This is a genomic window from Verrucomicrobiota bacterium (assembly GCA_037139415.1).
Lineage (GTDB): Bacteria > Verrucomicrobiota > Verrucomicrobiia > Limisphaerales > Fontisphaeraceae > JBAXGN01.
In genome coordinates, this window is sequence record JBAXGN010000051.1 from 1 (window position 1) to 12,194 (window position 12,194).

Below are 12,194 nucleotides of genomic sequence, written 5' to 3' on the forward strand. Positions count from 1 at the left end.
CGTTGCGCGCCCTCGAACCCGGCCTGCCCATCGTGGGCATGTCCGGCCTGTTGGACGCCGCCGATAACTTGCCGGCACTGAAACTCTCCGCCATGCTGCGCAAGCCATTCGCCCCCGATGCCTTATTGCGCGTCCTGCATCAAGTGCTCCACCAGGCCAAATAATTGCGGATTGCGGAAATATGACCCGTTCATTCGGCGGAAAAATCTCGACAGGCCCGCCTGGCTGGGAAAGGCTGCAACCCGATTTATGGAAGCCTCCGCGAAAAAAATATTAGTGCTGGGTCTGGGCAACGACATTATCAGCGATGATGCCGTGGGTTTGTTCGTGGCGCGCGCCGTCCGCGAGCGCTTGGGCAATGCCCTGGAGGTGGACGTGGTGGATTGTTGTGAAATGGGTCTGTCATTGCTCGATTACATCGTGGGCCACAAATTTCTGCTGGTGGTGGATTCCGTCCAGACTGGCGAAGCCGCGCCCGGAACGATCCATGAGGTGGGCGAGGAAGACCTGAAGACACTGCCGGGCATGTCGCCGCACTTCCTCGGGGTGGGCGAAATTTTGGTGCTTGGGCGCACGCTCGGCCTGCCCATGCCGGGCGTGGTCAAGATTTTCGCCATCGAAGTCGCGGATGCCCACACGCTGTGCGAACAACTGACCCCCGAATTGCAGCAGGCCCTGCCGGGCATCGTGGAGCGGGCGTTGCAGGTGGTTCAGGCGTGGCGGTAGTGGCGTGGACCACCGATTAGTTTGCCCCAACAATTATTGGCGTGGCAGAAGTTAAGGCCGCTCCAACGGGATGGCACCCGGCAAGCCGACAAAATCAGCGATATTGCGGGTGAAAATTTTATCCACCCCGGCCAAGACGGCACTGCGGGCATGCATAAGGTCATGCACCCTTCCTCCCTGCACCCCCAGTTTGGTCGAATCCTCCAAGGCCGATAAAGTTTCCTCACCGGTCAATTCCCGCAACGTAAACTTTTTAGCCAAATGCTTAATGAGTTGCGCGGCATCTGCATTGCTCAACTTAACTGGCCCGGATTTGGTCGGAATGCCTCTGCCAGTAAGGTGGGAAAACACTTCACAAAAGGCATGCGCCCGAGTCACATCGCTAGGCATTATTTTATCCGCCACAGCCCGGGAAACCACTGCATTAAGCAACGCCGAACTATCCCAGTAAGTGCTCATCACGCGCCTCCCGCTCCTGCCGAATTTGTTCATCCAGCTTGTCAAAATCAACTTCAATGCTTGGTGGCAGCACTAACATATTCCGGTACTTGACCGGGCGAACAAAGCGTGCCTTCGGCTTAATCGGTACTAATTTTCGACCACGGATTTCTCCTTCTTCAAAACGCCAATCAACCTGATCTTTGACGGCAATGCCCGCCGCCCGACAAACATCTTCCGGAAGTGTCGTCTGCCTTTTTGCTCTGATTACGGTCGCGCTCATATAGTACAACTTTCGCACTCTTTTCCCTTTCAATCAAGCCCTTTCACCAAATTACCGTTACATGGATTATTCCTGGGACAACGCCCACACATGCGCCGGATGCAGCTCCAGCGCCTTTTTAAATTCGGCGGCGGCCTCCGGCTTTTTTCCCAGTCCTGCCAGGCCCAGTCCCTTGACGAAATGTGCATCGGCCTGGCGGACGCGTTCGGAGCGTTTCTCGCCAAACTTGGCAAAGTAATCGGCGGGTTCGCTGGTCAACAGTTCCTGGCCTTGCTGGACCAACTCCTCAAACAATGGCTTGGCCTCCGCCGTGCGGCCTGATTTTTGCAGCGCCAGACCGCGGTAATAGCGCGTTTCCGCCGCCCCGGCCTCACGGGCTTCGATAGCTTTAGTGAAATACTCCCGGGCCTTGTCGCCCTGTCCGGTAGCCTCATACGCCAAGGCGATGTGATACTGGATTTGCGCCGCTTTGGCGTCCCGTTTGGGACGTCCCACTTCGAGGTTGGCGGGATACAAGGCTGCAGCCTCGAAATCCTTGAGCGCGGCCGCAAAGCGTTGGGCACGCATCAGCGTCTGCCCGCGCAGTAACAGGGCGTCCACATAAATGTTGCGGATATCACTGCTGCCCTCCCAATTGTGGAAGCGATGGGTGGTGAGGATTTGAATGGCGTCATCCAGCCTGCCTGCCGCCATGAGCACGAGAATTTCCCGCGTCAAGGAATCATCACGCTGGGTAACGGTGGCGTGATTTTTCACGAGCAGCTCCAGCCGTTTTTGCACCGGTGTGCCGTTCGCCTCATATTGCACGTCCAACTCGTAGTAGAAACGCGGTTCCTTGGGATTCAATTCGACGGATTTTTCCAAACTGCTAATTGCCTTGGGAATATTCTTTTCATGCTGGGCATAAGCCATACCGAGATTGCGGTGGACGAGAGCACTTAAATCTTTCTGGTCTGAGTTGGAATGCCAGGCAATTCGCTCACGTGCTTTTTCCCATGCCCTGATGGCATTTTCAGGTTGGTTGTCGTAGAGAAGGTTACCCAAGTGATAATCTGCCAATGCACCTCGGCTGTATGATACATGCTTGAAAACCTTTAGGGCTTCGAACTGAAACGGGAATTGGTTTATGAATAATTTTTCATCAGCAAAATGATATTGTATATCGTAGCCGTTGTCTTCAAAGCCTGGCGTAAAATATCCAGCGTAATAGTTGAACAAGGGATCATCCGCCTTTATGCCTGCCCCCGTTATTGACCATGCTATGTCGCCCGCCTCCCGTTCAAATCCTGCATTGGCATAGTCCATCACCAATTCAAGCAGGCTGGCTGTTCCCGATTTCAGTAATGCGTCAGGAATCCTTACAGTCGGCCCGTCAAGCACGGGAGGACGTAACGTTTTATAGTCAGTACGTGCATCTGACAAAAACCGCTCTATCGGCGCCCAGGCATCGAGTGGATCAATGGCCAGCACCTGCGCTGCCATGCGCGATGCGTCCTCAAAGCGGCTCAGACTTCTGAGAATCACTGATTTGAGGTTCAACGCCCTGGGGTTTCGGACATTGGCAACCAGGGAACGCTCGATCAATTCAAGCGCGGCAACATAGTTTTTCCGATGGCACTCGATCTCGGCGAGTTGATAGTAACTTGCCGCTTGCCAGGCAGGGCTCCAAACAGCTTTCTGAAACGCCTCCTCGGCAGACGTCATGCTGTTTTGCCAAAGCACACGTTTTTCCATCCAATTTTCTGTAACTAACGCCCGTCCCCTAAATGCCACTCCAAGATAATAAAACGCCTCACCATCCTTGGGCCGGATATAGTTTGCCGTAGCCCGCGTGATCGCGTTGCTGAGATATTTGGCGGCTTCCTCCCACCGCCACTGTTTGCACAGCAGGATGCCCATGGCAGTGTTGGCTCGAAAATCACCGGAATCACGCCGCAACATTTCCTGATAATACGACGAGGCCTCAAAGGATGGGCTATTCAGTTGCTCAACCCGCTGACCGGTGAAATATAGTTCATCTGCACTGGCGTAATCTTTCGGATTTTTCGGACGTTCGACTGGTTTGGGCATGGGTGTGGCTTGAGCAGCACGGGGTTGATAACTAACCAGGATGGGTTCTTTGGTGCGGTGCCAACCCTTTGGTGCGACGGTCACGGCAAGGTCTTTAAGAAACTCTTCATTCAAGGTGAACTCGCTGGTCCTGACTTCCAGCTCCACCGGTTGTTGCGGACTGATGTTGGTGGTCCAAGTCCAAACCACATTGGTTTTCCATATCGCCAGGGCAACCTCGGCATTGGTGACCGTTTTTGTGGTATTGACCCGGACTTTGACCAGCCCGTTCGTCAATTGCAGGTTCACGGCGGCATCACGCGTGGCGGCCTGTACCCCGCCCAGGTTCCGGACCGGATACCACCAGTGTTTCCATTCGCGGGTTTCGCCGGGCTGGATCCAACTGTAATCGGGCTGGTTATCGGACCACGCGCCAGCCATGAGTTCAAGGTAGGGACCATCATCATCGGTCAGCACCTTGCTCCACATTTCGCCCTCCGGGCCGTTGCCCCATTCAAAGAATTTTTTACCGGGCGCAACGTGATGATCCGCCCAATGGATCACCCCCGCCTGTTTGCCGTGATCGTAACCGCCGAACCAATCATCTGTGTCGTTCCAGGCAAAGAAGGAGACCGGCGAGGGATGATTCTTCCACCAACTGATGTCCACCCCGCGTGTGTAATCCACGCCGCCATAGACTTGCCGCGCAATGGGCCAGCTTGCGAATTCCGGCTTGCTGTGCTGCACCGCCCATTCGGTGGAGGGCGGGAAAATGACCTGGTACTCCGGCCCGCAATGGACGGCCGGGTTGATCCAGAACAGCATCGAGTGGGCAAACGGCGTCCGGTTGAACACCTTGCAACTGAGTTCCAGGTAACTGCGGTCCGGGTACAGCGTCATGCCCACCAGCCAGCGCATGCGATGGCGCAACTCGGTTTCACCCACCCAAATGGTTTTGCTGCCATCGGTGTTGGTCACCGTGGTGTAATCCACCGGCGAAAAACTCGTGGCCCGGTGATGATGCGGAATGTTCCATTCCACCCCGCCGGAAATCCACGCGCCCAGCATCCCAATCAACGCGGGTTTGATGACGTGCTGGCGGTAAAAGAAATTATACCCGTTGCCCTTGTCCACCGCTGAGAAGATGCGTCCGCCCAATTCCGGCAACACACCGATCTTGATATAATCATTTTCAAGGTACACCAGCGTGTACGTTTTGTTGGTCTTGATATCCAAGAGCTGATCCTGAACCGGGTACGGATAAAACGTGGCCTTGGCGCCCTGGTAGGTGCGACCACTGTAAAAGCGCGGGATCGGGCTGGGCGGTGCCGCCAAATAGGTGGGAATGACTTCATTGGTCACCCACAGCCGGACTTCGCTGGCAGCGACCTCCAGAACGGTAACGCAAAACAGGACAGCACAGAAGCCAGTGCGGAACCATGAGCCGAGAGCTTGCTTGGCGGATTTCATGGAGTCAATGAAACTACGTTTAACGGTTATCGCCAAGGGGAAAAATCAAAAGACTGCAAGGACAGCAAGGACAACAAAGACGGGGGACGATGAAGATATGGAATGTTTATGGTCTGTGGCGCTGCTGGCTGTCACGCTCAGCAAGGCGGGTACGGGTCATGCGCTCCCGGAGGCCGCCTTGCTTGATAAAGGCTTGTTCCTGCTGACGGATCTGCCGATCCAGTAAAACACTGGTAACCCGGATCAGGCCGATAATGACGTTGGCGCAAATGGCGGGGTCCGGATGTTCGATGCCTTTTTGGAAAGTGGCATACGTGGCATTTGGAATGCGGTTCAGTTCGCGCAGGCGCGCTACATACCGATGATTTGCAGGCCACTCCTCCAATTTGCGCGTGCGTAGAAAATCACGATAATCCGCCAGTAGTTCCTCCAGACTCGCACGGGCCACGTTGGTCAGTTTGATCTCGGTTTCGGTTGAAGTGGCGGAAGCCATGCTGCCTTCGATGATGTTTTGTTTTCCAGAACGCGCGGCTTGAATCATTTGATCGTATGTACGATCACGTTTATCCAAGAAACGTCCGCAGAAATAAACGGTCGCATCATAGACAATCTCCGCCTTTTGATAGGAAAACAAATGCTTATAACCACCATGCGGTGGAATGAACCCATCATGCTTGGACGACGCGGTGGTCCCGTCTTGCAGTCTTTGCTGTCGTTCGTTCACCATGTATGGCGTTGTACCGTCCAATCGGGCGGGTATAAAGACATTTTTTGCTCATGTTCAAGATTGAATTCCCTGCACACACACCTTATGCTTATTCGAACATATTATGAAATACGCTACTTTGTTTGCCCATTGGACGATGGCCGCCATGTTCGCATGGTGTTGCTGCATCACGCTGCATGGCACCGTCAAGGAATCTGGTCGTGACATCCCCCTTGTGAAGGAGGTGGATGTGCTGGTGGTGGGTGGGTCGTCGGGGGCGGCCAGCGCGGCGATCTCCGCCGCGGAAGCGGGCGCACGCGTTTTCCTGGCGGCACCGCGTACTTATCTGGGTGACGATCTCTGCGGCACGTTGCGGCTCTGGCTGGAGGAGGGGGAAACGCCGCAGACGCCCCTGGCCAAAAAATTGTTCGCCGCGCCCACCAATGAGCCGGCGGTCTTTGACGGGGCCATCAACCGGCCCCCGGATGCCTTGGATTTCACCTACACGACCAGCCTGCCATCCGTGTTGCCGCACAAGGACAGTTCGCCGCCGTCCAAGCTCAAGGATGGCTTGTTCGAGCGTCCGGAATCGCAGAGCGTGCAATACAATGGCGACGTGGAGGTGGTCACCGACCTGGGGTCGGTGCTGCCGGTCAAAGAGGCGCGCGTGGTCCTTTTTCAAGGTACCGATTACAGCGCGGCCAGCGTGGCCATCCAAGTGAGCGCGGATAAGAAACAGTGGCAGGACCTTGGCAAGCAGACCTGCCCGGATTCGGCCCAGGAACGCACGCTGGTAGTGAAACCACTGGGTCTGCCGACACGTTACGTGCGTTTCCAAATACAGCGGGCCGAGAGTTCCAAACGGGTGTTGCTGGGCGAAATCATGTTGATCGGAGCCACCGCCACCGCCAAGGCGGAACCCACGCCGCCGCCACCTTTCCCGAAAACCGAGGTTCCCAAGGAATTGGCCCGGATCGCGAAGCCCATGCAGGTCAAGCGGGTACTGGATGAAGCGCTCGTGGAGGCCAAGGTGGATTTTCTATTCGGCTCTTATCCCACCGAATTGCTGGTGGACGCACAAGGCAAGCCGTGCGGCATTGTAATGGCCAACCGCTCGGGTCGCCAGGCGGTGATTGCCAAGGTGATCATTGACGCCACCCCGCGCGCCACCGTGGCGCGCATGGCTGGGGCGCAGTTCCAACCGTATCCCGTCGGCGATCAGGTCTTTTATCGCACGGTAGTGGGCGGCGCACCGAAGTCCGGCCCTAACCTCACCGCGCGGCTCCTGAATGAAACTTATCGCGCCACCGGCCTCAAGAAAGGGGTGTATGACGCCGGGGTCATCGAGTACACGCTGCGCCTGCCGATGCGAGATGGCAGTTATGCCGCGTTTGCTGAAGCGGAGCAAAAGGCCCGCGATCTGACGTGGGATTCCGCGTCACTGGATGCCTCGGATAGCCTCTTCCAAGTGCCGCCGGACGCCATCAAATCTGCCAAAGCCGGCACGCGGCCCTGGACGGATGTGCCATCGCTCGAACTGGACGCGTTCCGGCCATCCGGCAGCACCCGGATCTTCATCCTGGGCGGTTGCGCCGAAGTGGCGCGCGAAGTTGCCGCCCAACTGCTGCGCCCGCTGAATCTGATGGATATGGGTACCCGGCTCGGCAAAGTGGCGGCCAAGGAAGCCCAATCCCTGCCCGCGCCGACCGGACCGACGGTGGCCAGCAGCACCGCCATCAAGGAAGCGCCCGGCACAAGCACATTCCCAGGCGAAGTGCGCGAGTTTCTTGGCGGCCTGCGTCCCGGTCAGCGCAAGGGCACCACGGTGCGTTCGCCAGATCGCACCCTGCCGGTGCTGGGCATGTACGATGTGGTGATTGTCGGCGGCGGCACGGGCGGCGCGCCGGCCGGCATTGGCGCGGGACGCGGTGGTGCGAAGGCGCTGGTGATCGAGTACCTGCACGGCCTCGGCGGCGTGGGCACACTGGGCATGATCAGCACGTATTATCACGGGTATCGCGGCGGCTTCACGGCGGAGGTGGATAAAGGTGTCGCGGGGCTGCATGCGACCAATCGTCCCGCCCGGCAAAGTTCCTGGGAGATCGCGCCCAAGGTGGAGTGGTGGCGCGCGGCCAATCGCAAGTCCGGCACGGAAATCTGGTTCGGGGTGCTGGGCTGCGGCGCGTTCATCGAGAACGGCATCGTCAAGGGCGTCATTGTGGCAACGCCCGAGGGACGCGGCGTCATCATCGCCAAAACCGTGATTGACAGCACGGGCAACGCGGATGTCGCCGCGGCTGCCGGCGCAAAATGCACGTATACCGACGCGGATGACGTGGGCGTGCAAGGCACCGGATTGCCGCCGCTGGAATTGGGCGCCAGCTATACGAATACCGATTACACGTTTGGCGATGATACCGACGTGGTGGATTTCTGGCAGCTCTACATTTTGGCCCGGCAGAAGTTCAAAAACGCGTATGACCTTGGCCAGTTGGTGGACACGCGCGAGCGCCGTCGCATTGTGGGCGATGTCACCATTTCGCCCATGGACATTATCCTGGCCCGCACATACCCAGACGCGCTGGTGCTCTCCAAGAGCAATTTTGATTCACACGGTTTCACGGTCCATCCGTTATTCGTGGCGATGCCGCCGGATAAAAAGAGCCTGAGCCTCTGCGTGCCGATGCGGGCACTGTTGCCGCAGGGTTTGGACGGCATTTTGGTGACGGGCTTGGGGGTGAGCGCCCATCGCGACGCCATGCCGGTTATTCGCATGCAGCCGGATATCCAGAACCAGGGCTACGCTTGCGGTTACGCAGCGGCCATGGTGGCCAGCAGCGCCAGCACCATCCGCCAAGTGGATATGAAAGCGTTACAGAAATACCTGGCCGAAGTCGGCATCATTCCCGAAGAGGCCTTGTCGTATAAGGATTCTTTCCCCATGCCCAAGGAGCGCGTGGAGGAAGCGGTGGCAAACGTCACCAAGAGCGGCGACAAAGACAAGGAACTGGACGGCGTGGTGCGTAATCGCGATGCGCTGGCGGTCATTTTTGCCCAGCCGCAGGATTCCATTCCGATGCTGGTAAAAGCCCACGCCAGCGCCAATGGTGATGACAAGCTCGCCTACGCGCACATTCTGGCGATGCTGGGCAACACCGCTGGAGCTCCCACGCTGGTCGAGCGCATCAAGAACTCCGCGTTCGACAAAGGTTGGAATTACAAAGGCATGGGTCAGTTTGGCCGCAGCCTGAGCGAACTGGATTCCTATATCGTGGCCCTGGGACGCACTCGCCATCCGCAGGCGTTGGAGGTCGTGCTGGAGAAAGCCCGCACGCTGGATGCCACCAAGGAGTTCTCTCATCACCGCGCCTGCGCCATGGCGCTGGAAACGATCGGTGACCGCCGGGCCGCCCCGGTGCTGTATCAGGTGCTGCAACAACCCGGTATCATGGGCCATGCCACCCCGAACATCGCGGAAGCGCGGCGGCAGGTGTTACCGGGCGGGGTGGAAGACAAGCAACGCAACGCAGCACTGCGCGAAATTGTGCTCGCCCGCGCCCTCTACCGCTGCGGCGACCAGGATGGACTCGGCGAGAAAATTCTTCGCGAATACGCGAGCGATCTGCGCGGTCATTTTGCGCGTCATGCCCAAGCGGTGCTCGACCTGGGGAAGACCGCGAAATAATGGCCGATTGCGGGGAGTCAACCGGTGTTTGGATTTACAGCATGAACGGCACGGCCGCCAGCAGACCGGATGCGCGAAAATCCGGCATCTGCCGTAACGGTTCATCGTAGCCGTAATCAATGAAGATGGTTTTGCAGCCGGCGGCATGGCCGCAATCGATATCGCGCCAGCGATCACCCACCATGAAACTGCGCCCCAGGTCAATGCCCAGATCCCGCGCGGCGCGGAGCAACATGCCCGGGCGCGGCTTGCGAAATTCGCTCGGCGGATTGCCGCCGCCGGCATCGTAGCACACTTCGACACGGTCAATCGGCAACGCCCGGCATAGATGCGCGTGAATTTCCTCGACGACCGATTGCGCGAGCGTGCCGCGTCCGACATCCGGCTGATTCGTGGCCACCACGAGCAGGAAGCCTGCTTGCTTCAATCGGGCACACGCCTCCGTCACCCCCGGCAGCAAAATGAATTCTTCAATGGAGACCGGCGGATACGGCTTGTTGGCAACCACCTTGGGCTGGTTGATGACGCCATCGCGGTCCAGGAACACGGCGCGTTGGAGAGGTGTGGGCATGATTGAACGTCAGGGATACTGTGCAGCAGTGTTAGTAGTAAGTCAGCAGCAAAACCGAAAGCCGAAGACCGAATTCCGAAACCCGAAGGGAAGGGTGAGCGCGATATATCCAGCCCCCCACCTTCATGACGTTTTCGGTATTCGGCATTCGGACTTAAAATCGCCTACTTCGTGCTTTCCCACTTGGTCCGGTTCATTTTGAGCCCGGGATGGGATACAATCAGATGCCAGACCACTGCTTGGAATGCCTCGGAGTGCGGGGTGACATGGTTGGGATTGACGGTGGGCACGATCACGCAGGCCGTGGCTTCCTTGGCGGTGTACCCGCCGTCGCGACCCACAATCCCTAGGACGGAGGCCCCGACCTGCTTGGCCAGTTGGATGGCGGCCACCAAGTTCGGGCTGACATTCTTTTCCAAATTACCGCCGCCGACGGAGAGAATAAGCAAGGCGTCTTTGGCAGTGATCCGGCTGCCTTTAAGCCACTCGGCGAAAATGGTGGCCCAGCCTTCATCGTTGGTGCGGGCGGTCAATTCGCTCACGTTGTCGGTGGGCGCGTAACATTCAAAGCCACAGATTTTGCGGAAATCGTTGACCGCGTGCGAGGCGTTGGCGGCACTGCCACCGACGCCTAGAATGAACAGGCGACCGCCGTGTTCGCGCACCCGGGCCAGTTCTTCCACCACGCGTTCAATGGCGGCGGCGTCCAGTTGGCTCGTCACCTGTTGAACCTCAGCGAGAAATTGTTGCGAGAAGGTTGACATAATCAGTTATGGAAAAGGTTACGTTTCGAGTGGCGCTAAAAAAAGGTTCAGGGAGTGATCGCCAGACGCTCGGGATTGCTTTCCGGCAACATCAACACGCCCTGCTCCTTGTACGGTTTGAGCATGAAATGCGTTGCGGTGGAGATGACACCATGGATGGTGGCCAGTTTTTCGGAAACAAAGGAGGCCACTTCGCGCAAGCTGCGGCCTTCAACGACGACCAGCAAGTCGTAGCCGCCGGACATCAGGTAGCAGGAGCGCACCTCGGTATATTTGGCGATGCGTTCGGCCAGGCGATTGAAACCGCCGCCGCGTTCCGGGGTGATCTTGACTTCAATCACCGCCCGCACGTATTCCTCTCCGAGTTTTTCCTCGTTCAATATGGCGCGGTAACCCAGGATTACCCCGTCTTTTTCCAGGGCCTGAATTCTCGTCAGCACGTCCGTTTCGCTGCAATTGAGCAGCGCCGCCAGTTGCGAGGGTTTCAGCGCCGCATTTTCGCGCAATAGACCTAATAATGCATCCATGGCGGCAAGCTTTAACCAATTGTTGCCGCTTGGAAATAAAATTTTACGGAATTCACAAGCGCCCTTTTTCCCGCCATACTTCCGCCGATGACTGCCGAATCAGCATACCGGCTGGTGCAACTGGCCAATGGCACGTACAGCGTTCACGCGCTGCGCGAGCGGGAGACGTTTCATCCCGTCATCGGCCCGGTGGCCGAGGCCGAGGCACTTTACGTGCGCCAGTTGCGGCTGCCGGAGCGGGCCGCCCGCCAAACCGGTGAACTGGTGATCTGGGATGTCGGGCTGGGCTCGGCAGCCAACACGCTGACCGTGTTGCGCGCGTTGCAACCGGCCACTTGCCCGGTGCGGATCATCAGTTTTGACCACACTTTACAACCCTTGGAATTCGGCCTGACCCATGCCGCTGAACTGGGCTATTATGGAGGGTACGAAGCGCCGATCACCCGGCTGCTGCAAGACCACCAGGTTCAGTTTACGGATGGGTGCCATGCGGTGCATTGGGAGGCGCGGCTGGGGGATTTTCCAAGTTTCGTGCGCAGCCCAGTGGCGCGGACATTGCCCGCGCCGCACGCTATCCTATTCGATGCCTACTCCCCGGCGCGGAATCCCGAAATGTGGACGCTACCGCTGTTTCAATGCGTGTATCAACTGCTGGACCCGGCGCGACCATGCGGCATGCCCACGTATTCACGCAGCACGCTGTTGCGGGTAACCCTGTTGCTGGCAGGCTTCTACGTGGGGGCGGGGCACGCCACCGGGGAAAAAGAAGAGACCACGATTGCGGCTAACAGCCTGGACCTGATTGATGAGCCGCTGGACCACGCCTGGCTGCAACGCGTCAAACGTTCCACCAGCGCCGAACCATTGCATGAGCCGGTGTATCGCCAGACACGGCTATCTGCGGATAACTGGGATAAACTGCTGCAACACCCGCAATTTCATGAGGCCTTGTAACCGTTTGGCGCAGATAATTAT

The 12,194-nt window shown here is 57.8% G+C and carries 10 protein-coding genes; 3 read left to right on the forward strand and 7 right to left on the reverse strand.

Features of this window, described 5'->3' with window-relative positions; all coding sequences use genetic code 11:
• The first annotated feature begins 249 nt into the window (after positions 1-249).
• Positions 250-726, forward strand: a complete 477-nt coding sequence (locus tag WCO56_10875; GenBank protein MEI7730067.1) for a hydrogenase maturation protease — start codon at positions 250-252, stop codon at positions 724-726.
• A gap of 51 nt (positions 727-777) precedes the next feature.
• Here the strand turns inward: WCO56_10875 and WCO56_10880 are convergent, their stop codons facing one another.
• The 4 genes from WCO56_10880 to WCO56_10895 all read right to left on the reverse strand — a co-directional run bounded on the left by WCO56_10880 (position 778) and on the right by WCO56_10895 (position 5,693).
• The gene (locus WCO56_10880) at positions 778-1,023 is read right to left on the reverse strand and encodes a hypothetical protein (GenBank protein ID MEI7730068.1); all 246 of its coding nucleotides are present in this window, start codon (positions 1,021-1,023) and stop codon (positions 778-780) included.
• A gap of 142 nt (positions 1,024-1,165) precedes the next feature.
• Entirely contained in the window at positions 1,166-1,447 is a 282-nt protein-coding gene (locus WCO56_10885; GenBank protein MEI7730069.1) for a hypothetical protein, read from the reverse strand.
• Positions 1,448-1,513: 66 nt separating this feature from the next.
• Positions 1,514-4,966: a DUF5107 domain-containing protein gene (locus tag WCO56_10890; protein ID MEI7730070.1), complete on the reverse strand. Its 3,453-nt coding sequence runs from the start codon at positions 4,964-4,966 to the stop codon at positions 1,514-1,516.
• Between the two features lie 106 nt (positions 4,967-5,072).
• A complete protein-coding gene (locus tag WCO56_10895; GenBank protein MEI7730071.1) occupies positions 5,073-5,693 on the reverse strand; it encodes a four helix bundle suffix domain-containing protein in 621 nt (206 codons plus the stop codon).
• A gap of 103 nt (positions 5,694-5,796) precedes the next feature.
• On the opposite strand from WCO56_10895, the gene WCO56_10900 reads away from it, so the two are divergent.
• Positions 5,797-9,357 carry an FAD-dependent oxidoreductase gene (locus tag WCO56_10900; GenBank protein ID MEI7730072.1) on the forward strand — a complete coding sequence of 1,187 codons (3,561 nt, stop codon included), beginning with the start codon at positions 5,797-5,799 and terminating at the stop codon, positions 9,355-9,357.
• A 34-nt stretch (positions 9,358-9,391) separates the two neighbouring features.
• On the opposite strand, the gene WCO56_10905 is transcribed toward WCO56_10900, so the two are convergent.
• From WCO56_10905 to WCO56_10915, 3 genes are all read right to left on the reverse strand, one after another.
• Positions 9,392-9,928 (reverse strand): HAD family hydrolase, encoded by a 537-nt coding sequence (locus WCO56_10905; protein MEI7730073.1) that lies wholly within the window; start codon positions 9,926-9,928, stop codon positions 9,392-9,394.
• A 164-nt stretch (positions 9,929-10,092) separates the two neighbouring features.
• Complete coding sequence (locus WCO56_10910; protein ID MEI7730074.1) at positions 10,093-10,692, reverse strand: SIS domain-containing protein; 600 nt, start codon at positions 10,690-10,692, stop codon at positions 10,093-10,095.
• Between the two features lie 47 nt (positions 10,693-10,739).
• On the reverse strand, positions 10,740-11,219 hold the full coding sequence (locus WCO56_10915) for an Lrp/AsnC family transcriptional regulator (GenBank protein ID MEI7730075.1): 480 nt from the start codon (positions 11,217-11,219) through the stop codon (positions 10,740-10,742).
• Positions 11,220-11,306: 87 nt separating this feature from the next.
• On the opposite strand from WCO56_10915, the gene WCO56_10920 reads away from it, so the two are divergent.
• Entirely contained in the window at positions 11,307-12,173 is an 867-nt protein-coding gene (locus tag WCO56_10920) for an MnmC family methyltransferase (GenBank protein MEI7730076.1), read from the forward strand.
• Positions 12,174-12,194 lie beyond the last annotated feature (21 nt).

Excerpts from the sequence above, each read along its gene's own strand:
- WCO56_10920 (MEI7730076.1), top strand. The coding sequence starts at position 11,307 with ATGACTGCCGAATCAGCATACCGGCTGGTGCAACTGGCCAATGGCACG.
- WCO56_10895 (MEI7730071.1), bottom strand. The coding sequence starts at position 5,693 with ATGGTGAACGAACGACAGCAAAGACTGCAAGACGGGACCACCGCGTCG.
- WCO56_10885 (MEI7730069.1), bottom strand. The coding sequence starts at position 1,447 with ATGAGCGCGACCGTAATCAGAGCAAAAAGGCAGACGACACTTCCGGAA.
- WCO56_10910 (MEI7730074.1), bottom strand. The coding sequence starts at position 10,692 with ATGTCAACCTTCTCGCAACAATTTCTCGCTGAGGTTCAACAGGTGACG.
- WCO56_10915 (MEI7730075.1), bottom strand. The coding sequence starts at position 11,219 with ATGGATGCATTATTAGGTCTATTGCGCGAAAATGCGGCGCTGAAACCC.
- WCO56_10905 (MEI7730073.1), bottom strand. The coding sequence starts at position 9,928 with ATGCCCACACCTCTCCAACGCGCCGTGTTCCTGGACCGCGATGGCGTC.
- WCO56_10875 (MEI7730067.1), top strand. The coding sequence starts at position 250 with ATGGAAGCCTCCGCGAAAAAAATATTAGTGCTGGGTCTGGGCAACGAC.
- WCO56_10900 (MEI7730072.1), top strand. The coding sequence starts at position 5,797 with ATGAAATACGCTACTTTGTTTGCCCATTGGACGATGGCCGCCATGTTC.
- WCO56_10890 (MEI7730070.1), bottom strand. The coding sequence starts at position 4,966 with ATGAAATCCGCCAAGCAAGCTCTCGGCTCATGGTTCCGCACTGGCTTC.